Annotated in this window: 24 protein-coding genes; 10 read left to right on the top strand and 14 right to left on the bottom strand. The window is 63.0% G+C overall.

Translation table 11 applies throughout. The annotated features are described in order from the left end of the window. The first annotated feature begins 170 nt into the window (after positions 1–170). The 3 genes from AB9K34_RS13015 (at position 171) to AB9K34_RS13005 (ending at position 4,189) form a co-directional block, all read left to right on the top strand. Positions 171–1,121, top strand: coding sequence for an ABC transporter substrate-binding protein (locus AB9K34_RS13015; RefSeq protein ID WP_369954857.1), 951 nt, complete (start codon positions 171–173; stop codon positions 1,119–1,121). A gap of 75 nt (positions 1,122–1,196) precedes the next feature. Continuing rightward, positions 1,197–2,228, top strand: coding sequence for a glycine betaine/L-proline ABC transporter ATP-binding protein (locus AB9K34_RS13010; protein ID WP_369954856.1), 1,032 nt, complete (start codon positions 1,197–1,199; stop codon positions 2,226–2,228). Beyond that, positions 2,225–4,189: an ABC transporter permease gene (locus AB9K34_RS13005; protein WP_369954855.1), complete on the top strand. Its 1,965-nt coding sequence runs from the start codon at positions 2,225–2,227 to the stop codon at positions 4,187–4,189. The genes AB9K34_RS13010 and AB9K34_RS13005 overlap by 4 nt, the downstream gene beginning before the upstream one ends. Before the next feature lie 173 nt (positions 4,190–4,362). On the opposite strand, the gene AB9K34_RS13000 is transcribed toward AB9K34_RS13005, so the two are convergent. From AB9K34_RS13000 to AB9K34_RS12990, 3 genes are read right to left on the bottom strand one after another with little or no spacing between them, the layout of a single operon-like run. Next, a complete protein-coding gene (locus AB9K34_RS13000; RefSeq protein ID WP_369954854.1) occupies positions 4,363–5,748 on the bottom strand; it encodes a sensor histidine kinase in 1,386 nt (461 codons plus the stop codon). 15 nt (positions 5,749–5,763) lie between these two features. After that, positions 5,764–7,185 carry an NAD(P)/FAD-dependent oxidoreductase gene (locus tag AB9K34_RS12995; protein WP_369954853.1) on the bottom strand — a complete coding sequence of 474 codons (1,422 nt, stop codon included), beginning with the start codon at positions 7,183–7,185 and terminating at the stop codon, positions 5,764–5,766. 1 nt (position 7,186) lies between these two features. After that, positions 7,187–7,918: a TVP38/TMEM64 family protein gene (locus AB9K34_RS12990; RefSeq protein ID WP_369954852.1), complete on the bottom strand. Its 732-nt coding sequence runs from the start codon at positions 7,916–7,918 to the stop codon at positions 7,187–7,189. Between the two features lie 297 nt (positions 7,919–8,215). On the opposite strand from AB9K34_RS12990, the gene rpmH reads away from it, so the two are divergent. Genes rpmH through yidD form a run of 3 tightly spaced genes read left to right on the top strand, consistent with a single transcriptional unit; the run spans position 8,216 to position 9,032 of the window. Next, positions 8,216–8,350 carry a 50S ribosomal protein L34 gene (rpmH, locus tag AB9K34_RS12985; protein WP_369954851.1) on the top strand — a complete coding sequence of 45 codons (135 nt, stop codon included), beginning with the start codon at positions 8,216–8,218 and terminating at the stop codon, positions 8,348–8,350. 23 nt (positions 8,351–8,373) lie between these two features. Beyond that, positions 8,374–8,796: a ribonuclease P protein component gene (gene rnpA, locus AB9K34_RS12980; RefSeq protein WP_369954850.1), complete on the top strand. Its 423-nt coding sequence runs from the start codon at positions 8,374–8,376 to the stop codon at positions 8,794–8,796. Next, positions 8,793–9,032, top strand: a complete 240-nt coding sequence (gene yidD / locus AB9K34_RS12975) for a membrane protein insertion efficiency factor YidD (RefSeq protein WP_369954849.1) — start codon at positions 8,793–8,795, stop codon at positions 9,030–9,032. The genes rnpA and yidD overlap by 4 nt, the downstream gene beginning before the upstream one ends. Positions 9,033–9,069: 37 nt before the next feature. Here yidD and dapA read toward each other — a convergent pair whose 3' ends face one another. Beyond that, complete coding sequence (gene dapA / locus AB9K34_RS12970; RefSeq protein WP_369954848.1) at positions 9,070–9,945, bottom strand: 4-hydroxy-tetrahydrodipicolinate synthase; 876 nt, start codon at positions 9,943–9,945, stop codon at positions 9,070–9,072. A 137-nt stretch (positions 9,946–10,082) separates the two neighbouring features. Here dapA and AB9K34_RS12965 point away from each other — a divergent pair, with 137 nt between their 5' ends. Continuing rightward, positions 10,083–12,041, top strand: a complete 1,959-nt coding sequence (locus AB9K34_RS12965) for a transglycosylase SLT domain-containing protein (RefSeq protein WP_369954847.1) — start codon at positions 10,083–10,085, stop codon at positions 12,039–12,041. Here AB9K34_RS12965 and AB9K34_RS12960 read toward each other — a convergent pair. Then, the gene (locus AB9K34_RS12960; RefSeq protein ID WP_369954846.1) at positions 12,015–12,902 is read right to left on the bottom strand and encodes a DMT family transporter; all 888 of its coding nucleotides are present in this window, start codon (positions 12,900–12,902) and stop codon (positions 12,015–12,017) included. The genes AB9K34_RS12965 and AB9K34_RS12960 overlap by 27 nt on opposite strands. Next, positions 12,899–13,567 carry a tRNA (5-methylaminomethyl-2-thiouridine)(34)-methyltransferase MnmD gene (gene mnmD / locus AB9K34_RS12955; RefSeq protein ID WP_369954845.1) on the bottom strand — a complete coding sequence of 223 codons (669 nt, stop codon included), beginning with the start codon at positions 13,565–13,567 and terminating at the stop codon, positions 12,899–12,901. Before mnmD ends, AB9K34_RS12960 begins: the two co-directional genes overlap by 4 nt. A gap of 64 nt (positions 13,568–13,631) precedes the next feature. On the opposite strand from mnmD, the gene AB9K34_RS12950 reads away from it, so the two are divergent. Beyond that, positions 13,632–14,669 (top strand): NAD(P)/FAD-dependent oxidoreductase, encoded by a 1,038-nt coding sequence (locus AB9K34_RS12950; RefSeq protein ID WP_369954844.1) that lies wholly within the window; start codon positions 13,632–13,634, stop codon positions 14,667–14,669. Positions 14,670–14,705: 36 nt separating this feature from the next. Here AB9K34_RS12950 and AB9K34_RS12945 read toward each other — a convergent pair whose 3' ends face one another. The 3 genes from AB9K34_RS12945 to AB9K34_RS12935 all read right to left on the bottom strand — a co-directional run bounded on the left by AB9K34_RS12945 (position 14,706) and on the right by AB9K34_RS12935 (position 17,017). After that, positions 14,706–15,248, bottom strand: coding sequence for an NADPH-dependent FMN reductase (locus AB9K34_RS12945; RefSeq protein ID WP_369954843.1), 543 nt, complete (start codon positions 15,246–15,248; stop codon positions 14,706–14,708). A gap of 134 nt (positions 15,249–15,382) precedes the next feature. Then, positions 15,383–16,042 carry an OmpA family protein gene (locus tag AB9K34_RS12940; RefSeq protein ID WP_369954842.1) on the bottom strand — a complete coding sequence of 220 codons (660 nt, stop codon included), beginning with the start codon at positions 16,040–16,042 and terminating at the stop codon, positions 15,383–15,385. Positions 16,043–16,168: 126 nt separating this feature from the next. Beyond that, positions 16,169–17,017, bottom strand: a complete 849-nt coding sequence (locus AB9K34_RS12935) for a methylated-DNA--[protein]-cysteine S-methyltransferase (protein WP_369954841.1) — start codon at positions 17,015–17,017, stop codon at positions 16,169–16,171. A 203-nt stretch (positions 17,018–17,220) separates the two neighbouring features. Here AB9K34_RS12935 and panB point away from each other — a divergent pair, with 203 nt between their 5' ends. After that, complete coding sequence (gene panB / locus AB9K34_RS12930) at positions 17,221–18,048, top strand: 3-methyl-2-oxobutanoate hydroxymethyltransferase (protein WP_369954840.1); 828 nt, start codon at positions 17,221–17,223, stop codon at positions 18,046–18,048. Continuing rightward, positions 18,045–18,884, top strand: coding sequence for a pantoate--beta-alanine ligase (gene panC / locus AB9K34_RS12925; protein ID WP_369954839.1), 840 nt, complete (start codon positions 18,045–18,047; stop codon positions 18,882–18,884). The genes panB and panC overlap by 4 nt, the downstream gene beginning before the upstream one ends. 45 nt (positions 18,885–18,929) lie before the next feature. Here the strand turns inward: panC and yghU are convergent, their stop codons facing one another. From yghU to AB9K34_RS12900, 5 genes are all read right to left on the bottom strand, one after another. Then, complete coding sequence (gene yghU, locus AB9K34_RS12920; RefSeq protein ID WP_369954838.1) at positions 18,930–19,808, bottom strand: glutathione-dependent disulfide-bond oxidoreductase; 879 nt, start codon at positions 19,806–19,808, stop codon at positions 18,930–18,932. Between the two features lie 105 nt (positions 19,809–19,913). Then, on the bottom strand, positions 19,914–20,660 hold the full coding sequence (pssA, locus tag AB9K34_RS12915; RefSeq protein WP_369954837.1) for a CDP-diacylglycerol--serine O-phosphatidyltransferase: 747 nt from the start codon (positions 20,658–20,660) through the stop codon (positions 19,914–19,916). Positions 20,661–20,662: 2 nt separating this feature from the next. Further along, positions 20,663–21,355 (bottom strand): phosphatidylserine decarboxylase, encoded by a 693-nt coding sequence (locus AB9K34_RS12910; protein WP_369954836.1) that lies wholly within the window; start codon positions 21,353–21,355, stop codon positions 20,663–20,665. Between the two features lie 369 nt (positions 21,356–21,724). Further along, on the bottom strand, positions 21,725–24,121 hold the full coding sequence (gene pheT, locus AB9K34_RS12905; RefSeq protein WP_369954835.1) for a phenylalanine--tRNA ligase subunit beta: 2,397 nt from the start codon (positions 24,119–24,121) through the stop codon (positions 21,725–21,727). Positions 24,122–24,221: 100 nt separating this feature from the next. Then, positions 24,222–25,124, bottom strand: coding sequence for a hypothetical protein (locus AB9K34_RS12900; RefSeq protein ID WP_369954834.1), 903 nt, complete (start codon positions 25,122–25,124; stop codon positions 24,222–24,224). Positions 25,125–25,147 lie beyond the last annotated feature (23 nt).

Raw genomic sequence — 25,147 nt, 5'->3', positions numbered from 1 at the left:
AAATATCTTTCCTGTTAACAACTTTTAACAACGCCGTATAGCCCGTTCATGCAAACCCGCTTACCTGTTCATATAACAAGCCTACGATTTCCCTGCGAACTCCGAGCTTTTCCCAGGACAAGTTCGGCAAGCGATAATCAGGTTGACATCAATCAACAGGGAAAAAAATCATGCGCAGCAAAACACTTCTGTCCGCAACGGCCGTGGCACTTGCCACCGTCTCCATGGCCCAGGCGCAGGACAGCTCGGATCCGATCCTCATTCCGACGCACAACTGGTCCAGCCAGATCGTGATGAGCCACGTAGTCGGCCAGATATTCGAGTCGATGGGCAACAGTGTCGAATATGTCTCGACCGACAGCCAGGCGGTATACGAATCGATCCGCCTTGGCGATGTCACGCTGGAACTCGAAGTCTGGGAAGGTGCGTTCGGTCCCGCTTTCGAGGCCGCCGTGGCCAAGGGCGGTATCCATGACGTGGGCGACCACGATGCCGTCACGCGCGAGGACTGGTGGTATCCGCTGTGGGCGAAGGAAGCCTGCCCCGGCCTGCCCGCATGGGAGGCGCTGAACGACTGCGCCGCGCTCTTCGCGACGCCGGAAACCGGTGACAAGGGCCGTTTTCTTGGCGGGCCGGTGGACTGGCTCAAGCATGACCAGGAACGGGTCGATGCGCTCAGTATGGATTTTGTGGTCGTCAACGCCGGATCGGCTTCGGCGCTCTGGGCCGAAGTCGGCGCGGCCGAGCGCGACAAACGCCCCGTCGTGATCTTCAACTGGACCCCGAACTTTGTCGAGGCGCTCTATCCCGGTGAGTTCGTCGAGTTCCCGGAGTACGTGGAAGGTTGCAAGGATGACCCGGCCGTCGGCCCAAATCCGGACATGACCTATGATTGCGGCAACCCCGCCAACGGCTACCTGAAAAAGGCGGCGTGGGACGGCATGGCCGACAAGTGGCCGGGCGCCTACGAAACGCTCAAGCGCATCAGCTTTACCAACCCGCAGATCGCCGAGATGGCCAAGCTGGTCGATATCGACGAGTTGGAACCGGAGGACGCGGCAGCCGAATGGCTGGAAAACAACGAAGCCGTCTGGACGCCGTGGGTCGAAGGCGACGCCTGATCCGTCCCGAGACCTAAACGTCACCGTCCCGGTTGGAAGCACCGGGGCGGTCCATTGCTGCCAGGAGTTTCAAAGATGAATGACCCCAAGCCCGTGATCTCGTGCCGCAACGTGTGGAAGCTCTTCGGCCCGAAGCCGGAAGACTACCTCGCCGAGATCGACCCGACGGTCGCTTTCGACACGATCCGGGCCGATGGCTATGTTCCGGCGGTCCGCAACGTGTCGCTCGACATAGCCAAGGGCGAGATGCTGGTGATCATGGGATTGTCGGGATCGGGAAAATCGACCCTTGTGCGCTGCATGTCCCGGCTGATCGAGATCACCGGCGGGGAAATCGAGGTCGAAGACCGCGTGATCGGCTCATTGTCGGAAAAGGAACTGATCGACCTTCGCCGCAACAAGATGGGGATGGTGTTCCAGAGCTTTGGATTGCTGCCACATCGCACCGTGCTCGACAATGTCGCCTTTCCGCTGGAAATGCGGGGGCAGGACATTCACGAACGCCGTGCAAGAGCGCTTGAGGTGATCGAACTCGTCGGGCTCGCCGGGCGCGAGCATTATTTCCCGCGCGAGTTGTCGGGGGGGCAGCAGCAACGGGTGGGCATCGCCCGCAGCCTCGCGATCGAGCCGGACATCTGGTTTCTGGACGAACCCTTTTCGGCGCTCGATCCGCTGATCCGACGCGAGATGCAGGACGAATTTCTGCGCCTGCAGGAAATGCTGGGCAAGACCATCGTGTTCATCACCCATGATTTCGACGAGGCGTTGCGCCTTGCCGACCGGATTGCCATCATGAAAGACGGCGCGGTCGAGCAATGCGACCGGCCTGACCGCATCGTCATGAACCCGGCAACGGATTATGTCGCCAAGTTCATCGAGGATGTCGAGAAGGCCCGCGTTGTTCATGCGCGCGCGCTGGTACAACCTGTCAACGGCCATACGCTCACAGGGACGCCGGTGGACGGCAACAAGACGATTTCGCAGCTCGCCCGGCTGCTCGTGAATGACGACCGCACGGCATTGCCGGTCGCCGCCCCGGATGGAACAGTGATGGGTGTGCTGGACCGTCAGCAGGCGCTCGACGTTCTGCTGGGGGCGGGCGAATGACGGTCACGGCGACGAATGCTCCTGTCCCGGAGCGCACGGAAACCCGTCTGCGGGTGGCGCAAGTCCTGTTCGCGGCGGCGCTGTGCCTTGCCATCGGCAGGTTTGCCCTGCCAGACTTTCTTGTCCGGCCGCCGGAATGGCTGATCCTGCCTTTTGCGGACTGGATCAACGCAGCTTTTGCCTTCGTCCGCGACGACCTCGGATTGATCCACGTCACCCGCGCTTTTGCCGATGGCCTGGAATGGGTGCTGGATGTGACGGCAAACCTTCTTTACGGCAAAAACCGCTGGCCCCGGCTCGGCCCGATCCCGTGGACCGTTATCGCGATTACGGCGGCGATGATCGGTTATGCCCTGAACGGCTGGCGTCTTGCGGCATTTGCCGGGCTGACTTTCGTCTGGATCGCCGTGATGGGCCAGTGGCAGTGGGCGATGGAAACGCTTTCCGTGATTGTCGTTGCCGCGCCTGTTTCGGTGTTCCTCGGCCTGTTCATGGGAATCCTGGCCTGGAAAAGCGAAGGTTTTCGGAAAATTCTGAATCCGCTTCTGAATATCGCGCAATCCCTGCCGCATTTTGCCTATATGATCCCGGTCGTGGTCTTTATCGGCGTGGGCCCGAAGGCGGGTGCCATCGTGACGGTCATCTTTTCGGTGCCGCCGATGATCCGCATGACGTTGCTCGGGCTTCAGAAAGTTTCGTCCGAGGTGGTCGAGGCCGGGCACATGGCCGGCGCGACCCGTTGGCAACTGCTGCGCTATGTGCGGTTGCCGACTGCCCGGACCGAGATTCTGGTCGGTATCAACCAGGTCATCATGCAGTGTCTCGCGATGGTGGTTCTGGCGAGTTTCATCGGTATGCCGGGTCTCGGCCAGAAGCTTCTGCAACTTCTGCAGGCGCTCAAGATCGGACGGTCCATCGAGATCGGCATTACCATTGTCCTGCTGGCGGTGATGCTGGACCGCTGTTCCAAGGCCTGGGCGATGAAACAACCGGTACACCTTGAGAAAGGCGCGTCCTGGCTGACGCGGCACAAGCTGCTGGTTCTCTGGGCGGTTCTGGTCGTGCTGTTCTGGATTCTCTCGCTGGCCTTCCCGATCTTGCACGAGGTTGGACGCCGCGATGCCCTGAGCCTGTCGGAACCGCTCGATGCGATGATGGACTGGATCATCGCCACGCTCGACCCGGTGACGCAATGGCTGCGCTGGTTCCTGATCGTCTGGGTGCTCGTCCCCTTACGCGATGGAATGTTGTGGCTGCCGTTCTCCGCGGTTCTCATGTTCCTGATGGCTGTGGGCTGGGCGATTGGCGGCAAGCGGTCGGCGCTGATATGCCTCGCGTATTTTGGCCTCATCGCCATGTCCGGCTGGTGGGACCGCGCGATGATCACGGTATACACCGTCACCTTCTCGGTTTTCATCGCCACCCTGATCGGCTTTCCGCTGGGTATCTGGGGATCACGCAGCGAAGGGCGCGCAAAAGTGGCGCTGCTGGTCTGCGACACGCTCCAGACCTTTCCGAGCTTCATTTACCTTATCCCGGTCATCATGCTGTTTGGGGTCAACGATGTCGCCGTTGTCGGCGCGGTCGTGCTCTTTGCGGCTGTCCCGCTGATCCGGTACACGATCGAGGGCCTGCGCGGTGTTCCCGAGTCGCTGATCGAGGCTGCCGACATGTCCGGCGCGACGCGCAACCAGACCCTTTGGAACGTGCGTCTGCCGCTGGCACTGCCGACCATCATGGTTGGCGTCAATCAGTCGGTGATGTTCTCGCTGTTCATGGTGATCATTGCGGCGTTCATCGGCACCCAGGATCTGGGTCAGGAAATGCAGCGTGCCTTGTCCTCAAGTGACGTTGGCAAGGGGCTCGTGCTGGGCCTGGCTGTCGCCTTCATGGGATTGACGGTGGATCATCTGGTGTCGGTCTGGGCAGGTCGCAGGCGCAAGGCCCTGGGGCTGGACTGAGTTTGCCGCAGGCGCCGGTTCCGGAGCCCGGGTGCCTTGCCCGGGTTCGCGGCCCGTTCCATCGGACCGGCGCTAAAGCAACCGCGCGGCAGCTCTTGACGGATAGATCACATACGGCCCGTCAGCCCGCCTCATGCGATGGTTGGGGCGGTTGATACATCAGGCCGGTTTCTTCAGGTCATGCCATCGCCCTTGGGCAGGCAGATCTCGAATGCCGTCCCTTCCGGGGTGCTTTGCTTCAGGGTCAGCTTGCCGCCGTGCCCGCGCACGAGCTCCGCGGAGATGGTCAGGCCCAGCCCCGACCCGCCCTTGCGCGCCGCACCCTGAAACGGGATGAACAGGTGCTCGACCGCGCGCGGCGGCAGGCCGGGCCCGGTGTCGCTGACGGTGATCATCCAGGCATCGTCGTCTTCATCCGCGACGATGGAAATGGTCCCCGGTTTGCCGGTGGCGGAGATGGCCTGCCGCGCATTGCGCACGAGGTTGAGCATGACGCGATAGAGCTGTTCCCTGTCGGCGCGCACAGTCAGCAGCGGCATGATGGCGGTGTCGAACGTGATCTGGTTGGCGTCATCAGCGAGACGTTCGCCCTCGACCACATCCTGGACCACATCCAGCAGGCGCACCATGCCGAGCGTCGGTGCCGGCTCCTCTGCGCGGCCAAAGGCCAGCGTGTTCTCGCAGAGCGACACCGCGCGGGTGATCGAGTTGACCAGCTTGGGCGCAAGCCGGCGCACGAGCGGGTCGTCCGAGGTTTCGATCCTGTCGATGAACAATTGCGCGGTGGTCAGGATGTTTCGCAGGTCGTGGCTGACCTTGGCGACCGCTCCGCCAAGCTGGGCGAGCCGTTCACGTTGCCTGAGCGCCTGGGTCAGGTCGGTCTGAAGTTTTTGCAGCGCTTCCTCGGCTTCGCGCATTTCGATGACGCCGGAACTGGGCCGAATGAGCCCTCGTGAATCCTCGGGTGCCGCAGCATAGCGTTGCATATGGCCCACGATTCCCTTGATCGGACGAACCATAAGCACCCGGACGGCTGCAAAAAGGAGTATGGCGGTCACCACAGAGATTATCGCCGACAGGGCGAGGACGCGCAGGCCGTAATCGATCATGGCCGTGCGCAGGGGGGCCGTTTCCATCGTGATCTCGATCAGCAAACCCGCATCCTGCACCGGGGCGCCGATGACCCGGATGACCTCGTTCCTGGTCGAGAAGAGCTGCATCATCGCATCGCGATTGCGGGTGATCGGCCCCGCCTCGCGCAGATCGTATGTGGCCGCGATGGTCGGCGGCATCGGTGAGGTCAGCACGAGTTCGCGCACCTCGTCACGCCGCAGCACCACGTTATAGACACCCGCAGTGCGAAGCAGCTCGGCCTCGAGTTCGGTTGACAGCATGTCATCGGCCAGAAGCGCCAGCGACGCGATCTGCGCACGTTCGAGCCGGTTACGCAGGTATACTTCGCGATAGCGGGCGACAGACGGCACGAAGATCAGCACCTCGGCCAGCATCACGAAGAGCGTCGTCAGTATGAGAAGCCGACCCGAAAGCGTGTTCAGCATGCTGCTCCTTGTTCGTCAGGGCAGCCACTTCTGAACCAGCCCAACCACTTGTCTGACCCTAGGATTATCAAACAGTCTGGGCGAGAAATAGGCCCCCGCGGCACGTTTGTTGATTTCACCATAGGTCGGATAGGGCGCGACCATTGCCGCGATCTGGCTCATCCTGAGCTTGTTCGCGATCGCGAGAGACCACAGGCTGATCAGATCTCCGGCCCGGTGCCCAACGATGGTGGCGCCGACCGGGCGCCCGCGCACCACCATGACCTTGATCCGGCCCGTGGTCTTGCGCTCGGCGATGGCACGGTCGTTTTCGTCATAGGCAAATTCCGCGATCTCGACAGAGCCGCCACGCGCCTCGCGTGCCTGCGCCTCGGTCAGACCCACCTGCGCCAGTTCGGGATCGGTGTATGTGGCCCAAGGAATATGGGAGTTTCCGGCCTTGGCCGGCAACCCGAACAGGATCGGGCGCAGGATGATCCCGGCCTGGTATCCCGCGACATGGGTGAATTGCAGGCCGCCGGCGATATCGCCGATGGCAAAGACACGGCGGTTGCTGGTCCGCATGCGCGCATCCACCTTGATACCGCTTCTGGTCTTTTCTATCCCGGCCGCATCGAGGTTCAGACGTTCGGTATTGGCCTTGCGTCCCACCGCCATCAGCAGGTGCGTTCCACGAAAAACGCGACCGTCCCTGGCCTGTACCTCAATGTCCCCGGCCTTTCCGCGGATTTCCGCCGCCAGCGCGTTTTCTTCGATGACGACACCCTCGTCGCGCAATGCGTCCAGAACGACCGATGCAAAATCCGGATCGTCCTTGGCCAGAGGAACGTCGCCCTCGATCACCGTCACCTTGCAGCCCAGACGCACATGTGCCTGCGCCATCTCAAGCCCGATCGGACCTCCGCCGACAATCAGCAGATGCGCCGGTGGCTCGCGCAGGTCGAACAGGGTTTCATTGGTCAGGTAGGGCACACCATCCAGTCCGGGAATGGCGGGGACCAGCGGTGACGAACCGGTTGCAATCACGATGCGCCGGGCTGTGATCCTGTGATCGCCCGCCCGAACCTCGGTCGGCGACAGGAACCGTCCATATTCACGGATCACCCGCACACCGAGCCCCTCGAACCTGTCCTGGCTGTCGACCGGAGCGATGCGGGCGATCACCTGCGCGACATGTTCCATCACGGCCGCATAATCCACCGAAGGTGTCTGGTTGGCGATGCCCAGCGGTGCGGACGTGGTGCGCGCGTGCGCCGCCTTGGCGCTGGCGATCAGCGCCTTGGACGGGACACAGCCATAGTTCAGGCAATCGCCGCCCATCTTGTGCCCCTCAAGCAGCACCACATCCGCCCCCATCTGGCTGGCCCCTGCCGCGACGGACAATCCGGCAGAGCCCGCACCGATCACCAGCAGGTCGGTCTTGATCGTCTGTTCCATCTCAAATCTCTTTCCGGCCGCGAACCAGCCTGATGACGATCGGCAATGCGGCCAGAACACAAAGGCCAAGGATGGGACCGATGATATGAGGTTCCCACAACAGCGACAGATCCGGCGTCTCGCCGCGATCGAACACCTCGCCCAGACCGACACCAATCCAGGTAAAGACGATCGCGCCGGGGATGATGCCGATGGCCGTGGTCCAGAGAAAGTTGCCGAATTTCACGCCGACCAGCGCCGGCAGCAGGTTGGCAACGAAAAACGGAACGGCGGGCACCAGACGCATCAACAACAGCACGTTGATCTCATGATCGCGCAGCCCGTCGCGAATACGGCCAGCCGTTCCCTCCGACGCATCGATTTTCCGGCTCAGTGTTGCGCCCAGACCCGTCCGCGCGGCGAGGAAGATCGCAGAGGCCCCGACCGTTGCGGCCAGCACATTCAGCGCAGTGCCCCCCGCAAGCCCGAACAGGAAGCCACCGGTCACCGACGCAACCGCCGCACCGGGCAGGGAGAAGGCGACGATGATCACGTAGATCGCAAAAAACCCGACCGCCAGTCCCACGAGATTCTGATCGCGAAACGCCAGCAGTGCCTCGCGATTTTCGCGCAGGGTGTCAAAGCTGAGATAATCGCGCAAAGTGAAGCTCCCGACCAGTGCTATGCACAGGATCAGCAGCAAGGGCAGGTGGCGCAGAAGTCCGGGTCTTTTCTCGCCGGGCGTTGCAGTCATCGGTCCGGGTCCATCTTCGGGTCAATCGTTGCGAGCAACATGCGCGCTGACACGGCGAAGCGACAGGGGTTTCACGGTCGGTTGATCTTTTGCACCGATTTCGTGAGGAATGCGGCATGGTTTAATGCGATTGAAACAATCACTCTATGCCCGACATGCGAATTGTTGCAGATTTCGCGCGATTTATCGCAGCCAGGGTTTGACTTGCGCGGCAAGCGCCATTAGAGGACGGGCTTCAAAGTTCACACGGGGGGCGATTCCGCGCCGTACCCGACCGAGTAAGCTGGAGACGGAGCGATGAAACGCACCTACCAACCTTCGAACCTGGTTCGCAAGCGCCGCCACGGGTTCCGTGCCCGTATGGCGACAAAAGCGGGCCGCAAGGTTCTGAACGCGCGCCGTGCGCGTGGCCGCAAGGTGCTGAGCGCGTAAGCGCATCAGCCTTCCTGACGGACATGACACCGCCGGAGGTCCCCTTGGATGGCACTGCCGCCCGAGGGAACGCACCCCCGGCGGTGTCCGTTTGCGTGCCTGACGGTCTTGTCATCCTGACAAAACGCGCCGAGTTCCTGCGCGCGGCCCGCGCACGTCGGCAGGGCACGGGGTCGATGTTGGTGCAGGGGCGCAAACGCGCACAAGACGAAGCCGCCGGCATACGCGTCGGGTTTACCTGCTCCAAGAAGGTCGGCAACGCGGTGGCGCGAAACCGCGCCAAGCGCAGGCTGCGTGAGGCGGCGCGGCTGGTGCTGCCGAAATATGGCCGTGCCGGGTGGGATTATGTTCTGATCGGCCGGGCAGGGGAGACGGCAGACCGACCGTTCGACGCCCTGCAAAAAGACCTCCGCTATGCGCTGCGCCGCATTCACGGCGACTCGTGAGTCCCCTTGCCCATATCCTTGCCCTGCCGGTTCGCGCCTATCGCCTGATCTTTTCACCCTGGGTGGGATTCAATTGCCGGTATCAGCCAACCTGCTCCGCCTATGCGCTCGAGGCGCTGGAAAAGCACGGTGCAATCAGGGGCGCATGGCTCGCCGCGCGCCGGATCGGGCGATGCCATCCGATGGGTGGTTCAGGCTACGATCCGGTTCCGGACAGGCCGGAACCGGAGGATTGACCAAGACCCCTGACGTATGTCGCCAGAGGGCGGGTTTTCAGCTCAGCAGACCCGCATGGCGCAGGGCATCATCGACCAGTGTCTTGGTGGCATCGGTCAGCCCCGTCAGCGGCAGGCGTACCTCTTCGCTGGACAGGCCCAGCTTGCTCATCGCGTATTTCACACCGACAAGCCCCGGTTCGGTAAAGATTGCCTGGTGCAACGGCATCAGCCGGTCCTGAACTTTCAGCGCCTTGGCGTAGTCGCCCGCGGCGGTCGCGGCCTGCAGTTCTGCGCAGAGACCGGGCGCCACATTCGCGGTGACCGAGATGCACCCGACCCCGCCTTGCGCGTTGAACCCGTGCGCGGTCGCATCCTCGCCCGAAAGCTGGATGAAATCCGGGCCGCAGGTGATCCGCTGGGCGCTGACCCGGGCAAGGTCGCCGGTGGCATCCTTGACCCCCACGATTCGCGGCAGTTTCGACAACTCGCCCATGGTTTCAGGCGACATGTCGATCACCGAACGCGGTGGAATGTTGTAGATGATGATCGGAAGGGACGTGGCATCGTGAATCGCGGTGAAATGCGCGATCAACCCAACCTGTGTGGGCTTGTTGTAATAGGGTGTCACCACCAGAACCGCATCGGCCCCGACCGACTCGGCATGCTGTGCCAGCCGCAGGCTTTCAAGCGTGTTGTTCGATCCTGCCCCGGCAATGACAGGCACACGTCCGCCGGCGGCCTTGACCACCTCGGTCACGACGGTTTCATGTTCCGCGTGGGTCAGCGTCGGGCTTTCGCCCGTGGTTCCCACTGGCACCAGCGCCGATGTGCCTTCGCTGATCTGCCATTCGACCAGCTGTTTGAGCGTGTCCAGATCCAACTCGCCGTTGCGAAACGGTGTGACGAGGGCTGTCATTGAGCCTTTGAACATGGGCACGCTCCTTTATTCATGATCTGCGCGGAAAAAACTCCGCCTGACCCGCGACAGGTCCGCGATTGCTGTTGATCCCGGCCCACCACAGATTATCGTCACAGGCTCTAGCCTTGGATGATCGGGAAATGCAAGTGATGTTGCGCATTCTGACACTTCTGTTGTGCCTTTGTGCGCTTCCCGCAGGGGCGGCGCGGGCGGATGATGCGCCGAACATGGCGCTCGCCATGGAATTGCTGCGCAAATGGGAGTGGCACGAGGCGCTCGCCGCTGCGGGCGAGCCCGGAAGCGTGGCCAGCGACATCGTCGAATGGCACCGCCTGCGCGCGGGCCTGGGTGATGCCGCGGATGTTACCGGGTTCCTGGCGCGTCGCCCGGACTGGCCGGGCCTCGAATGGTTGCGGCGCAAGAACGAAGCGGCGATCGACACCTTGCCCCCCGACGAGATCATCGCCTTTTATCAGCAGATGCCGCCGCAATCTCCCGAAGGTGTGCTGAGCCGCGCACGCGTGTTGATCGAGAATGGCCAGCAGGGCGATGCCGAGGCCGAACTCGTTCTGGCATGGCGCACGATGCCGATGGGGCGGCTGATCCAGGCGAATTACCTGCGCCAGCACGCGGACCTGCTCGCGCCGCATCACAACGCCCGTCTGGATCGCATGTTGTGGGACGACCACCAGGTCAGCGCGCGGCAGATGCTGTCGCTGGTCGATGAAGACCACCGGGCGCTGGCCGAGGCGCGGATCGCGCTGCGTGACATGGCTCCCGGCGTGGATGTCCGGATCGAAGCCGTACCCGAAGAGTTGAGCGGATCGCCGGGGCTTGCGCATGATCGCTTTGTCTGGCGCGTCCGCAAGGGCCGCGATGACGATGCCATCGACCTGTTGATGGAGCGCAGCACCAGCGCCCAGGCCCTTGGCGAGCCCGAGAAATGGGCCCGCAGCCGCGCCAATCTCGCGCGCAAGGTGATGCGCGCGGGCGAGCCGGAACGCGCCTACCAGATCGCGTCGCGCCACTATCTGACCGAAGGTGCATCCTATGCCGACCTGGAATGGCTGTCCGGGTTCATCGCGTTGCGACAACTCGACGATCCCAACACCGCCCTGCGTCATTTCCAGCATTTCGACCAAGCGGTCAGTTCGCCGATTTCGCGCGGGCGCGCCGGATACTGGCTGGGTCGTGCCTACGAGGCGCTTGGCGACAGTGACGGCGCGCATGATGCCTATTCACAGGCCGCCGAGCATCAGACATCGTTCTACGGCCTGCTTGCCGCCGAGCGGATCGGGGGTCCCTTTGATCCGGTTCTTGCCAGCCCGCCCGACCTGCCGCCCTGGAAGGACGCGGCATTCATGTCATCGAGCGTCCTTCAGGCCGGGTTGCTGTTGCTGGAGGCCGGTGAACTCGACCTGGCCGAACGGTTTCTTGCGCATCTGGTCGAAGGCCTCGACCCGGTGCAGGCCAACCAGCTGGGCGAGATGGTTATCGACATCGGACAGCCGCACCTGGCCGTCATGATTGCCAAGCGCGCCGCGCAACAGGCGCTGGTCCTGCCGAGCGCCTATTTCCCGCTGCATCCGGTTGCGGAAATGGATCTGCCGATGGCCCCGGAGATGACCCTTGCAATTGCGCGGCGCGAGAGTGAATTCGATCCCCGTGTGATCAGCGGTGCCGGCGCACGCGGTTTGATGCAGGTGATGCCCGCCACCGCAAGCGCCGTGGCCGAAGGCATGGGAATCGCCGCCGGTCACAAGACCTCGCGCCTGATCGAAGACTGGGAATACAATGCGCGTTTGGGCGCGCGCTATCTCGCCGATCTGGCCGGCAGCTTTGATGGAAATGTCGTGATGATGGCCGCAGGATACAATGCGGGACCGGGACGACCGCTGCAATGGGCGCTGGATTTCGGCGATCCGCGTAACCCGGATGTGAATGTGATCGACTGGATCGAGTTCATTCCGTTCAACGAAACCCGGAACTACGTGATGCGCGTTACCGAAAGCCTGCCAGTCTATCGCGCGCGGTTGGGGGGCCCGGCGCTTCCCATCCCGTTTTCGCGCGAGCTTTCTGGCTCAACTCTTGACGCGTTCGCGCCATAGGGTGAAGAGCCCGGCGGCGACGATGATCGCCGCGCCGATCGCCACGTTGTTGCGCAGGGTTTCGCCAAAGACCACCATGCCCAGCAGCGAGGCGAACACCAGCTGGAAATAGGCAAAGGGCTGCACCGCGCTGGCTTCTGCGGCCTCGTAGCATCGGATCAGCAGCCAATGTCCCAGCACGCCGGTGACGCAAAGCGTTCCCATCCAGAGCCAATCCGAACCCGCCATCGGCTGCCAGAACCAGATGCCGATCGCCGTCATCAGCACCGCACCCACCGTGCCGGTGTAGAAAAAGCTGGTCGCCGTGGTGTCGCGCCGGGCGGCGTAGCGGTTGAGCAGGCCATAGATCGCGAACATCACCGATGAGACCAGCGGGATGATCGCCGCGGGGTCAAAGACCCCGGCGCCCGGTTGCAGGATGATCAGGACCCCGACAAACCCGACGGCGATGGCCGTCCAGCGCCGCCAGCCGACCTGTTCGCCCAGGATCGGACCCGACAGCGCCGCAACCAGCAGCGGATAGCAGGCAAAAACCGCGTGGCTTTCGATCAGGCCGAGCACGGTAAAGCCGAACACCGCGACGCAGATTTCCGCAGCGAGCAACAGGCCACGAGTGATCTGTACCGCCGGTTGCGAGGTTTGCATTGCCGCTCGCAAGCCGCCGCGCGACCGCGCCGCCAGCGCGATCACGAAGGCCGCGAAGAACCAGTAGCGGATCATGACCACCATCATCGTGTTGTATTCGCCGGCAAGATGTCGCGAGATACCGTCCTGAATGGCAAAGACCACCGTTGTGGCGATCATCAGCGCGACGCCGAGCGGTACGTTGTTCGATTGCTGCGGTGGGTGGGGCAGGCTCATGCCAGAACCCCCCTGACCATGTGTCGCTTGCGCCCGTATCCGGGCACCCGCGACACCTCGAAACCGGCCTTGGCCAGCCCGCGACGCACGAAACCTGCGGCGGTATAGGTCGCCACGGTGCCACCCGGAGCGGTGTGGCGCGCGACGTCCGACAACAGGGGTTCGCCCCAGAGTTCCGGGTTCTTTGCAGGTGAAAACCCGTCAAGAAACCACGCATCTGCCCGCCCGGCCCAATCCGGCAAGGTGTGGCGCGCGTCGCCCTTGACGAGTGTCAGGCGCAACGTGCCAAGATCACAGGATCCCGCGCCGGTCCAGACCTGCAAAAAACGGTCCCGCCAGGGTGACAGCGACGGAAAGGCATCCAGCGCCTGCGCCATATCGTCGGGCGTCATCGCAAAGGCCTCGAAACTCGTAAAGCGCAGAGGCGAGCGGTGCCCGGCTTCTTCCCACGCCGACCAGGCCGCCAGCATGTTCAGACCCGTGCCAAACCCGAGTTCGCCAATGTGGAACCCTTCGCGGAATCGATCCGGCAGATCATTGCCGTCGAGAAAGACATGTCGCGTCTCGGCCAGCCCGTTTTCCAGGCTGAAATACGGATCGTCAAAGCGGGTCGAAACCGGCACATGGCCGTCGCGCCACTGCAATTCTGCCTGCTGGTCCTGCATGTCCGGAATCCGTAAGAAGGTCTCACAACGACGCGAGACATGGCGCAAGGAACGGGATTAGGCAATGGTCGATGTAACGATACGCGGCGCTGGCATCTTTGGTCTGTCTATCGCCTGGACATGTGCCAGACGAAGCGCATCCGTTCAGGTCGTCGACCCTCACGGCCCCGGTTCGGGCGCATCCGGCGGCATCGTGGGCGCGCTGGCACCGCATGTTCCCGAGAACTGGAACAGCAAGAAGGCATTTCAGCTCGAAAGCCTGTTGATGGCCGAAGGCTTCTGGCAGGAGGTCGAGGCTACCGGTGGCGTTGCTGCGGGTTATGGGCGCACCGGGCGGCTGCAACCCATCGCGGATCAGCGGGCGCTCGACCTGGCGCGGCAAAGGGCCGAGACCGCGCGGCACCTCTGGCAGGGCCACGCGACCTGGACCATACGGAACGTCGCGGATATGGGCCCTTTTGCGCCGGCCTCTGCCACCGGTCATGTCATTCATGATACGCTCAGCGCACGCATACATCCGAGACGGGCCTGTGCCGCGCTTGTTGCCGCGCTCGGGGTTCTGGGTGTTCCGGTCGTCACCGATGCGCCCGATCGCGGCCTTGTGGTGCATGCCACGGGTGTCGATGGGTTGACCGCGCTGTCGCAGCCAGGCGGCAAAACCGCGGGTGTCGGCGTCAAGGGGCAGGCGGCGCTGCTGCGGTTTGACGCCGGCGCGAACGCCCCGCAGCTTTTTGTCGATGCGCTGCACCTGATCCCGCATTCGGACGGCACGCTGGCCATCGGTTCGACCAGCGAGCGCAACTATGACGATGCGCGGTCAACCGACGCCCTGCTGGATGAGGTGATCGAACGCGCCATCGCGGCAATGCCGATCCTTCATGGCGTGTCGGTGATCGAACGCTGGGCCGGTCTTCGGCCCCGTGCCCGAAGTCGCGCGCCGATGCTGGGTCACTGGCCGGGCAAGCGGGATCATTTCATCGCGAATGGCGGGTTCAAGATCGGGTTCGGCATGGCGCCGAAAGTGGCGCAGGTCATGGCCGATCTGTTGCTTGAGGGGCAGGACGCCATCCCCGAGGCATTTCGGGTAGAGGCCTCGCTGTGATCCGATACCGGCCTGTCCGGACCGTGCGGGGTGTGCCTACCGGTCGATTTCGGCCCGCAACTTGTCCATCAGCGCCTGCAACGTCTCGCGATACAATTCGCCCTTGAGCTGCCCGCTGTCGTCAAACTGGTTGCGGGAATCGGCCAGATGAAACTCGGGACCTTGCAAAATCCTTGGCTGAAACGCCACCATCATCGCCCGCAGGATGGATTGCGAGCGTTCGCCGCCGGACCGTCCCGAAGCCGCGGACATCACGGCGACCGGTTTGCCCTGCCAAGGCTTGCCGCGCGTCCGGCTGACCCAGTCCAGCGCGTTCTTGAGCACACCCGAAGGGGCCTTGTTATATTCCGGTGTCGAAATCACCACGGCATCCGCCGCCGCAATCTGGTCTGCAAGCGTCTGTACCTCGTCGGGGATGCCCGGACCTTCCTCGATATCGCCATCGTAAAGCGGCAGCCGCAGGTTGGCCCAGTCAAGCTTGCAGGGCCCAAAGAGGCGCGCGGCCTCGCGGATCAGCCTGGTGTTTGTCGACCCGGCCCGCAAGGCCCCGGAAAGCCCGAGAAGAGTTGGCTGTGTCATGGTCGCTGCTGTCCTCACTGCAAGATAAAGCCGCGTGCGTCGTCCCGTGCCGAAACATCGCCTGCCGCATTACGGCCCGACAGGCCCGTTTCATGCCGCGCGGATCGCATCCGCGCGCACGAGGCAGGTCATCTTCAGGAGTTTCTCGGGATCACCACGATTTCGACGCGCCGGTTCTGTGCACGGCCTTGGGGTGTCAGGTTCGAGGCAAGCGGCTTTTCCTCTCCCTCGCCGAAAGTGTTGATGCGCGCCGGGCTGACACCGCCGCTTTGCAGGATAGTCGCCACCGAATTGGCGCGACGCAGGGACAGGCCGAGATTGTAGGTTGCGTCGCCCGTGCTGTCGGTATGGCCGATCACCTGCACATTGCTGTCGGGATAGCGCAACAGATTCTGGGCAACCCGGCCGATATCGGCGCGCAGCGACGGGGTGACCTCGGCGCTGTCGGTGGCAAAGGTGATGTCCTGTGGCAGGGTGACGATCAGGCGGTCGCCGGCATTGGTGATGGTGATGCCGTCATTGGCCAGGTTCGCGCGCAATTCGGCGGCCTGCTTGTCCAACTCGTTGCCGATGATGCCACCCGCTGCCGCCCCTGCCGCCGCACCAAGCAGCAGATTGCCGCCTTCGCCACCGGTAAGAGCGGACACGCCAACACCAACCGCAGCACCGAGAAGCGCGCCTTGCTTGGCCTTGGCGTTCGGGTCGGGTTCACCACCAAGGGTCGCCGGATCGTTACAGGCGCTCAGGGCAACAGAAGCGGACAGCGCCGCAGCGATCATGAACTTGGAAGACATTTTACGTACCTTATGCTCGCGCCCCGTTCCGCCGGGGCTGGTTGCGCGCACTATAGCATGATCCGGCAGCCGGGCCTCAAGGCACATTATCGAGAGTTCCGGCAGAATGTCGCCGGGTCGGGCGCGTCAGGCTTCCGCGCGGGCAGATTCATAGGCGAGCAGTGCCCGCTTGACGGGAAGCCCCCAATGATACCCGCCGAGCCCGCCCGACTTGCGCAGGGCGCGGTGACAGGGGATCAGCCAGCTGACCGGGTTGCGCCCGACCGCCGTACCGACGGCGCGAACGGCCTTGGGATGGCCGATGGATCCGGCGATCTCGGAATAGGTGGTGACATGGCCCGACGGGATTGTCAGCAACGCTTCCCACACCTTGATCTGGAACGGTGCCCCGATCAGGAAAAGTGGTGCCTTGTGATCCGATGGCTGCGCCCCAAAGGCGGTGCGCACCCAGGGGCGCAGGGCTTCGGGGTTCTCGACGAAATCGGCCAGGGGCCACCGTCCGGCCAGATCTTCCATCACGGCTGTCTCGCCGCTCTCGGAGGAAAATCCCAGACCGCAGATGCCCTTGTTCGTGCCCATGACCAGAGCCGGACCAAATGGGCTGTCGAACCAGCCCCAGGAAATCGTCAAACCCGCCCCCTTGGCCGCGAATGCGCCCGGACTCATCGCTTCCCATCGCAGGAACAGGTCATGCAGACGACCCGATCCCGACAGACCGATGCTGTGGCTGGCCTCAAGCGTCGTGAACCGCTCGCGCAGCAGGGTCCTGGCGTGGCTGAGCGTAAGATATTGCTGGTAGCGTTTGGGCGATACGCCGACCCACCGGGAAAACAATCGCTGGAAATGTGCCGGGCTCATATCCATTCGCGCCGCCAACTGATCGAGCGTCTGGGCCTCGCCGCCCTCGTCGATCAATTCGATCGCCCGCCGCATGACGTTGAAATGATACCCGTCTTCCTGAGTTTGCACGTTCATGACCTGTCATCCTGTCTCTCTTGTCCCAAGCTAGGTCATGGCCCACCCCGATGCGACCCGGAACTTGCGGTTTTGGCGGCCGCAGGGCATTCCAACGGAAGCGTGCGTTGCTCCGTCCCGATGGTCTGGACGCAAGCACTCTGGTTGCAACCGCGCGCCGCGCGCCGTATCAGATTGACGCAAGGTAAGATGGAGGCGGGAAAGTGAGCCACACACCACCGGTCAAGTCCCTCGGGGCCAGCGACATTCGCGCAAGAAAGGGTGGTGAGCCGCTGGTCTGCCTGACCGCCTACACGACGCCGATTGCCCAGATTGCGGACACCGAATGCGATCTCGTTCTGGTCGGAGACAGTGTGGGAATGGTCCTGCACGGGCTGCCATCGACCCTGTCGGTGACGATGGAGATGATGATCCTGCACGGCAAGGCGGTGGCGCGCGGGTTGAAGCGGGCGTTGATGGTCGTCGACATGCCCTTTGGCAGCTATGAGGAAAGCCCCGAACAGGCATTGCGCAACGCGGTGCGGATCATGGCGGAGACCGGGGCCGGCGCGGTCAAGCTCGAAGGTGGCCGACACATGGCGGACACGATCCGTTTCCTTGTCGACCGGGGCATTCCGGTCATGGCGCATATCGGCCTGACCCCGCAATCGGTCAACGCGCTCGGCGGGTATAGGGTGCAGGGCAAGGGAGATGACCGGCAAAGGATACTTGACGACGCGGCGGCAATCGCCGGGGCCGGGGCGTTCTCTGTCGTGCTGGAAAAAGTGCCCGCCGCGCTGGCCGACGAGATCACGGCGGCCATCGACATTCCCACCGTCGGAATTGGCGCATCGGCAGGGTGCGACGGCCAGATCCTGGTGATCGACGACATGCTCGGGCTGTTTGATGCGTTCAAGCCGAAATTCGTCAAGCGCTATGGCCACCTTGCCGCCGACGCCGGCAAGGCGGTGCAGCACTATGCCAGCGAGGTCCGTGCGCGCAGTTTTCCGGCCCCCGAACATATTTTCGTCGACAAGGACAGCCAGACATGAAGATCGTCCGCCGCAAGTCGGACCTGCGCGCTTTGACCCGTGGCTGGCGGCTGGCGGGCGAGAGCATCGGGGTTGTCCCGACGATGGGAGCCCTGCATGACGGGCATTTGAGTCTGGCCGCGGCCGCCTGCAAACGGGCCGATCGGGTGATCGTGACGCTGTTCGTGAATCCCAAGCAGTTCAACAATCCCGAGGATCTTGAGAAATATCCCCGCACCGAAGACTCGGACGCGCGCAAACTCGCTCCCTATGACGTCGACGTGCTCTATATTCCCGATGGGGCCGAGATGTACCCGGATGGCTTTGCCACCACGATATCGGTCAGTGGTGTCAGTGAGGGGCTGTGCGGTGCGACGCGACCGGGGCATTTTGACGGGGTCGCAACCGTCGTGGCCAAGCTGCTGCGTCAGACCGAAGCGGATTTCGCGTTTTTCGGAGAAAAGGATTACCAGCAGGTGCAGGTCGTGCGGCGGGTGGCCGAGGATCTGGATCTGGATTGCGAAATCGTGCCCTGTCCGACGGTGCGCGAGGAGTCCGGACTGGCATTATCCTCGCGGAACCTGCGCCTTGACGATGCGGCGCGACAAAAGGCCAGCATCATCTACGCGACCCTTTCCGCCGCCGCCCGCGCGATCGCGGCAGGGCAGGAGGTGGAACGCGTGCTCGACCAAGCCCGCGCAGAGCTGCTGGACCACGGGCTTGGCCCCATCGACTATCTGGAAATGCGCCGCGAGCGGGACCTGGCCCCGGTTCAGGATACCAGCGCCCCGGCGCGGCTCTTTGTTGCGGTGTGGCTGGACGGTGTGCGGCTGATCGACAATCTCGGCATCGATTGATCTGCGCGCCGGGCGGCCCGTGGGAGCCACCCGGCGTCGGGCCTGTCATTCGGCGGCGTTGCCGATCTTGTCCTGCGTGCGGGTTTCGAAATCGGATGCGTCATGGCGTTCATGCAATTGCATCTTGGGATCTCCCGAGGTGCGGTTGACCATGCGCCCGCGCTGCACCGCCGGCCTTGCGTCGATTGCTTTGGCCCAACGCAGGACGTTGGCATAGCTCTTCACGTCAAGGAACTCGGCGGCGTCATAGAGACGGCCCAGAACCAGCTGTCCGTACCATGCCCAGTTGGCGATATCGGCAATCGTGTACTCTTCGCCTGCGAGATAGGTGCTCTCGGACAGGCGACGGTCCAGAACATCAAGCTGGCGCTTGGTCTCCATCGCAAAACGGTTGATCGGATATTCCATCTTGAACGGTGCATAGGCGTAGAAATGCCCGAACCCACCGCCCAGATAGGGCGCGCTGCCAATCTGCCAGAACAACCATGACAGCATTTCCGGGCGATTGGCAGGATCGGAAGGCAGGAAGGCCCCGAACTTTTCCGCCAGGTGCAACAGGATCGCGCCGCTCTCGAACACGCGGGTCGGCGGTGTGGTCGTGTGGTCCATCATCGCCGGAATCTTGGAGTTCGGGTTGACCGAGACAAACCCGCTGCCGAACTGATCGCCCTCACCGATGTTGATCAGCCAGGCGTCATATTCCGCACCCGCGTGACCGGCGGCGAGCAGTTCCTCGAACATCACCGTCACTTTGACCCCGTTCGGGGTGGCCAGCGAATAAAGCTGGAACGGGTGCTGGCCCACCTGCAAGTCCCTGTCATGGGTCGGGCCGGCGATCGGCCGGTTGACGCTGGCGAAACGCCCGCCATTTTCCGAGTCCCATGTCCAGACGCGCGGGGGGGTGTATTCGCTGTTGTCGGTCATGTCCTGCATCTCTCCTGCGTGGTGTCTGCGACCCAATGTGAGGTCGATTTCGGCGATGTCCATCTGCACACGCGCACATTCGCTGCGCTGTGATGTGCACGCCCGCTAGAGCGCCTGATCGCTCTCGCGGGTATACCACGTCCAGAAGATGCTGACGACGTAGGCCAGTTCGAACGCGATCAATGTCAGCCAGGGCTGCGTGAGCAGGGCCGCGGCAAGAAACACAAAGCCGATCAGCAGGAATTTCACGCTCTTGCGGGCGACGCGGGTCTTCTTGAATGAAAAGGTGGGGATTCGGCTGATCATCAGCATGCCCACCGCGATCATGTAACAGCCCACGATGACCGGTGACACAAATCCGGGGTCGCCAGCCTGAAAGGACAGGAACAGGGGTAACAGCACCAGAAATGCCCCTGCAGGCGCCGGAACCCCGACAAATCGCCCCCCCGAGGGCGTGGCGGTTTCAGATTTGCTGTCGAGATTGAACCGTGCGAGGCGCATCACGCAGCTCACCGCATAGACCAGTACCGCGATCCAGCCCGCCCCGGTGGCGTCCTGCATCGCGAATGCATAGACCACAAGCGCAGGCGCCACTCCGAAATTGACCGCGTCAGCGAGCGAATCCAGCTCCGCCCCCATTGGCGATTCAGAACGCAACAGCCGCGCCAACCTGCCATCCATGCCATCCAGCACACAGGCGACCAGGATCATGATCACAGCGCCCCTGAACTGGCCGTTGAAGCCCATCCTGATCGCGGTCAGCCCGGCACAGAGCGCGATGATCGTTACCGCGTTGGGCAGCAACGTGACAAGCGGCATATCCGAACGTTGGGTTTGCCGGTTCCCGCTCATGGTCAGGCTGTCCGCCCGCTACGCGGGGCCTCGTCCGAGGTCAGATCGGCCAGCACGGTTTCACCGGCGACCATCGATTGTCCGACACTTACCAGCGGCGAAACGCCATCGGGCAAATAGACATCGACGCGCGACCCGAACCGGATCAGGCCAAATCGCTCGCCGGTCATCATCTGTTGGCCCTCATCGACGAAACAGACGATGCGACGGGCGACCAGACCGGCGATCTGAACCACGGCGATCTGTCGGCCATCGGCCATTTCGATACACAGGCTGTTGCGCTCGTTGTCGGCGCTGGCCTTGTCCAGCGACGCGTTCAGGAATTTGCCCGGGCGATAGGCCACCGCCGCGATATGCCCTGCGATCGGCGCGCGGTTCACGTGGCAATTGAACACGTTCATGAACACGCTGACCCGTGTCAGCGGCGCGTCCGGCATGCCCAGTTCCGCCGGCGGAACCGCCGGTTCGATAAGAGATACAACCCCGTCGGCCGGGCTCACGAACAATCCGTCACGGATCGGAGTCGTACGTTTGGGATCGCGAAAGAAATAATAGCACCAGACCGTGAGCCCCGCGCCGATCCAGCCCAAAGGTTCAAGGATCAGGAACAGCAGGAACGAAATGACGGCAAACCCCGCGACGAAGGGGATACCTTCGCGATGCATGGGTTTGATAAAAGTGCCAAGCATGGTCATGTGTGATCAGACGCCCTTTCACTGATTATTGTTCCTAGCCCAGCTTTCCGACGACAATCAACGCGATTATCCGAACCGGCCACATTTCGCCCCCGGAAGGACCCGCCAAACCCCCTGTCAGGGATCACCGCGATAGAATACGAGCTGACCCGACGGCACCGTATCGGCGAGTCATTTTGACGAAGACAGCCGGAGCACCGTGCCCACTGCCCGAATGCCGCCGTCCTGCAGGGCGACGAGCCGGTCAGCAAACTGCGCCGCGAAGATCGTCATCGTCGAAGTCACACCAATTGCCCCGTCGAATTCAATCGGGGCAATTTGGTGCGAACGGGGGAACTGGCCCCGCTCGCCAGGATCGGTTCCGGCTCATTATCCCCGCAGGATGCCGCCCGTCGCCTTGGTTACTTTCTCGACGATCTTTGCGCTGACCGCTTCGATATCGGCTTCTTTCAGGGTCGTCTTGGCAGGTTGCAGACGCACGGTCACCGCGAGGGATTTCTTGCCCTCGCCAAGGTTGCCGCCGATGAATTCGTCGAAAACGCGAACGTCTTCGATCAGAGCCTTGTCGGCTCCGGCTGCGGCATTGACGAGATCAAGCGCATCCACATCCGTATCCACGACGAAAGCGAAATCGCGTTCGACCGCCTGCAAATCGCGCAGTTCAAGAGCCGCGCGCGTCGCCCCGCTCTTGCGGGCTTGCGGCACCTCGTCAGGCCAGATGGTAAAGCCCATTGCCGGCCCCTTGATGTCCATCGCGGCCAGCACCCTGGGATGCAGTTCCCCGAACACGCCGAGCACCTTTTTCGGCCCCAGGCAAATCTGGCCATGCCGACCCGGATGCCACCATTCGCGGGCACCGCGCCGGATTTGCACCTTGGCCGGAGCACCGATGGCCGCCAGCACCGCCTCGGCGTCGGCCTTGACATCGTAGAGATCGACCGGGCGCGATGCGCCATGCACGTCCTTGGGGCCGGTGCGACCAACCAGAAGGCCCGTTATAAGGTTATGCTGCTCACCCGGCTCGCCGCCGTGAAACGCCGGGCCGACCTCGAACAGGGCAAGATCCATGAAACCCCGCGCCTGGTTGCGTGCCGCAGCCTGCAGCAGCCCGGGCAACAGGGCCGGGCGCATGTGGCTCATTTCGGAACTGATCGGATTTTCCAGCATGGTCGCATCGTCACCGCCGCCAAACAGAGCGGCGCTGGCCCGGTCGATGAACGAGTAGCTGACACATTCGTTGTAGCCGAGCGACGCACAGGTGCGGCGCGCCGCCTGCGCGCGTCGCTGCGCGACGGTCATCACCGGCTTGGGAACGCCCGATGTCAGGCGCGGCAGGGGGCGCCCCTCCAGCCCGGTCAGCGATGCAACGCGCGCGACTTCCTCGACCAGATCGGCCTCGCCCTGCACATCGGGACGCCAGCTTGGAACCTGCGCCATGTCTCCGTCCAGAACAAAGCCCAGCTTGCTCAGGGTTGCGCGCTGGGTCTCGGCGTCAATCTTCATGCCCACCAGGCTCTGCACCCGGTCGGTATCAAGCCGGTAGGCACGGGAATGATCGGGCACCGCGCCGGCGACGACAATCTCGGAGGGTTCGCCGCCGCAGAGATCCAGGATCATCTGCGTCGCCAGTTCCAGACCGGGCAGGGTGAATGCCGGATCGACCCCGCGCTCGAAGCGATAGCGCGCATCGGAATTGATCTTGAGCGCACGACCCACCAGCGCGATCTGGATGTGATCCCAGAACGCGCTCTCGACGAACACGTCAACGGTTTCTCCGGTCACGCCCGTCGCCGCGCCGCCCATGATGCCGGCGATGCTTTCGGGTCCGGTGTCATCTGAAATCACCATCATGCCCGGCTCAAAGGTATATTCCTTGTCATCCAGCGCCGTCAGGCGCTCGCCCCCCGTCGCACGATGCACCCGCAATCCGCCGTTCATCCGCGCCACGTCGAACACGTGCAGCGGGCGGTTGCGGTCAAATGTGAAATAGTTGGTGATGTCGACCAGGGTCGAGATCGGCCGCAACCCGATGGCCCGCAGACGGTCCTGAAGCCATTGCGGGCTGGGGCCGTTCCGGACGCCACGGATCACCCGCCCGGCAAAGAGCGGGCAGCCGTCCAGCGTATCCGCGTCGATGCCGACCGGAACAGGGCACGGGAAATCGCCAGGAACCGGCTCAACATCGTACTGTTTCAGCGTTCCCAGACCGCGTGCGGCCAGATCGCGGGCGATGCCTTCGACTCCGAGCGCATCGGGGCGATTGGGCGTGATCGCGATCTCGATCACCGGGTCCACCTTGGCCGGATCGTTCTCGGCCAGCCAGTCGATGAACCTGTCGCCCACCTCGCCGCTGGGCAGTTCGATGATGCCGTCGTGCTCGTCTGACAACTCCATCTCGCGCTCGGACGCCATCATTCCGAAGCTCTCGATGCCCCGGATCTTGCCGACCGCGATGGTCGTGTCGATTCCGGGCACGTAGACGCCGGGCTTGGCGACAACCACGGTGATGCCTTCACGTGCGTTGGGCGCGCCACAGATGATCTGCAATTCGCCCTCGTCCGTCGCCACCTTGCACACCCGCAGCCGGTCGGCATCGGGATGCTGTTCGGCATGGACAACCTTGCCCAGGGTAAAATCCGCAAGCCGCGCCGCAGGGTTCGTCACCTCTTCCACCTCAAGGCCCAGATCGGTCAGGGCATAGAGGATCTCGTCAAGGCTGGCTTCGGTATCCAGATGGTCTTTCAACCAGGAAAGCGTGAATTTCATGGCACGGGCCCTTGCGGTCAGTTCGCGTTGCCGCAGGCAATGGCAAAGAAATCGTCGGTGTGCAAGCCGGGCGCATGCGTTTCGACCGAGGCGGGCCGCATCACCCGCGTCTTTGTGCCGTCTGATGTGCGGCCCGGTTTGCCGTCCAGACGACCAATGTGCCGATCAGCGCAAGTATCGCAATATACAGGAATTCATATTGAAAGCGGGACGTATCGAGAAGGCCCACGGCGACGGCCCCCTGCTCAAGGGCCATTCCAAACAATGGCAGGAATGCAATCGCGGCCGTATACCCCTGAGCGCCCGCGACACTGATGGCCCAGAAGGTCAGGAACATCGACGGTGCCCTCAGAAACACGCCGACTGCGATACTGGACAGGATGAGTGGCAGGCTGAACGCGCCCACGATATCCGCACCCTGCAGGACACGCATGATGAGGAAAACCGCTGCCGTGATCGCCAGCACCACGCCGGAAAACCACGCGCGCCCCGCCGGTGTGGCAGACTTGTTCTCGGGATGATGCTCGGCGATCAGGTTCATCCCCGCGAGACACAGTGCGTTCAGGCCCATCAGCCCCATGACAACGGTGCGGGTATCGCTCTGCAGCCGCATGGCCATCCACGCAACCGCCACAAGAATGAGGATGTGACCGGGCCAGGCCATAGGGCGCGGCCATATGCGGCTCCAGAGCAGCACCAAAAGCGAAACAACAGGCAGGTTGATCGCACCAATTGTCCCGGCTTCCAGCACGCTGATGGATGCCAGCACAGCGGTATACAGAGAAGCCGACAGCACCCGGAGCGCGCCCAGTGCCCAGGTGGACACTCTTGTAAAGCTCCGCCGCGCCCGTGCCCCGCGATAGCCGATCGCCAACAGGGTGATGCCGCCGGCCACGAGTTGCAGAAAACTGAACATCCACGGATCGAGGCCGAAATTGACCAGCACGATGCGGCTGGCAACACTGAGAACCGCCCAGGACAGGACAGCCGCGATGGTGATCATGGTTTCGCCCAACCGAACATGCC

It is taken from the genome of Sedimentitalea sp. XS_ASV28 (genome assembly GCF_041224545.1).
Classification (GTDB): Bacteria; Pseudomonadota; Alphaproteobacteria; order Rhodobacterales; family Rhodobacteraceae; genus Sedimentitalea.
The sequence above is the reverse complement of the archived record's forward strand: the minus strand, read 5'-3'. Positions and strand labels throughout refer to the sequence as shown.

Excerpts from the sequence above, each read along its gene's own strand:
- AB9K34_RS13015 (WP_369954857.1), top strand. The coding sequence starts at position 171 with ATGCGCAGCAAAACACTTCTGTCCGCAACGGCCGTGGCACTTGCCACC.
- AB9K34_RS13010 (WP_369954856.1), top strand. The coding sequence starts at position 1,197 with ATGAATGACCCCAAGCCCGTGATCTCGTGCCGCAACGTGTGGAAGCTC.
- AB9K34_RS13005 (WP_369954855.1), top strand. The coding sequence starts at position 2,225 with ATGACGGTCACGGCGACGAATGCTCCTGTCCCGGAGCGCACGGAAACC.
- AB9K34_RS13000 (WP_369954854.1), bottom strand. The coding sequence starts at position 5,748 with ATGCTGAACACGCTTTCGGGTCGGCTTCTCATACTGACGACGCTCTTC.
- AB9K34_RS12995 (WP_369954853.1), bottom strand. The coding sequence starts at position 7,185 with ATGGAACAGACGATCAAGACCGACCTGCTGGTGATCGGTGCGGGCTCT.
- AB9K34_RS12990 (WP_369954852.1), bottom strand. The coding sequence starts at position 7,918 with ATGACTGCAACGCCCGGCGAGAAAAGACCCGGACTTCTGCGCCACCTG.
- rpmH (WP_369954851.1), top strand. The coding sequence starts at position 8,216 with ATGAAACGCACCTACCAACCTTCGAACCTGGTTCGCAAGCGCCGCCAC.
- rnpA (WP_369954850.1), top strand. The coding sequence starts at position 8,374 with ATGACACCGCCGGAGGTCCCCTTGGATGGCACTGCCGCCCGAGGGAAC.
- dapA (WP_369954848.1), bottom strand. The coding sequence starts at position 9,945 with ATGTTCAAAGGCTCAATGACAGCCCTCGTCACACCGTTTCGCAACGGC.
- AB9K34_RS12965 (WP_369954847.1), top strand. The coding sequence starts at position 10,083 with ATGTTGCGCATTCTGACACTTCTGTTGTGCCTTTGTGCGCTTCCCGCA.
- AB9K34_RS12960 (WP_369954846.1), bottom strand. The coding sequence starts at position 12,902 with ATGAGCCTGCCCCACCCACCGCAGCAATCGAACAACGTACCGCTCGGC.
- mnmD (WP_369954845.1), bottom strand. The coding sequence starts at position 13,567 with ATGCAGGACCAGCAGGCAGAATTGCAGTGGCGCGACGGCCATGTGCCG.
- AB9K34_RS12950 (WP_369954844.1), top strand. The coding sequence starts at position 13,632 with ATGGTCGATGTAACGATACGCGGCGCTGGCATCTTTGGTCTGTCTATC.
- AB9K34_RS12945 (WP_369954843.1), bottom strand. The coding sequence starts at position 15,248 with ATGACACAGCCAACTCTTCTCGGGCTTTCCGGGGCCTTGCGGGCCGGG.
- AB9K34_RS12940 (WP_369954842.1), bottom strand. The coding sequence starts at position 16,042 with ATGTCTTCCAAGTTCATGATCGCTGCGGCGCTGTCCGCTTCTGTTGCC.
- AB9K34_RS12935 (WP_369954841.1), bottom strand. The coding sequence starts at position 17,017 with ATGAACGTGCAAACTCAGGAAGACGGGTATCATTTCAACGTCATGCGG.
- panC (WP_369954839.1), top strand. The coding sequence starts at position 18,045 with ATGAAGATCGTCCGCCGCAAGTCGGACCTGCGCGCTTTGACCCGTGGC.
- yghU (WP_369954838.1), bottom strand. The coding sequence starts at position 19,808 with ATGACCGACAACAGCGAATACACCCCCCCGCGCGTCTGGACATGGGAC.
- pssA (WP_369954837.1), bottom strand. The coding sequence starts at position 20,660 with ATGAGCGGGAACCGGCAAACCCAACGTTCGGATATGCCGCTTGTCACG.
- AB9K34_RS12910 (WP_369954836.1), bottom strand. The coding sequence starts at position 21,355 with ATGACCATGCTTGGCACTTTTATCAAACCCATGCATCGCGAAGGTATC.
- pheT (WP_369954835.1), bottom strand. The coding sequence starts at position 24,121 with ATGAAATTCACGCTTTCCTGGTTGAAAGACCATCTGGATACCGAAGCC.
- AB9K34_RS12900 (WP_369954834.1), bottom strand. The coding sequence starts at position 25,124 with ATGATCACCATCGCGGCTGTCCTGTCCTGGGCGGTTCTCAGTGTTGCC.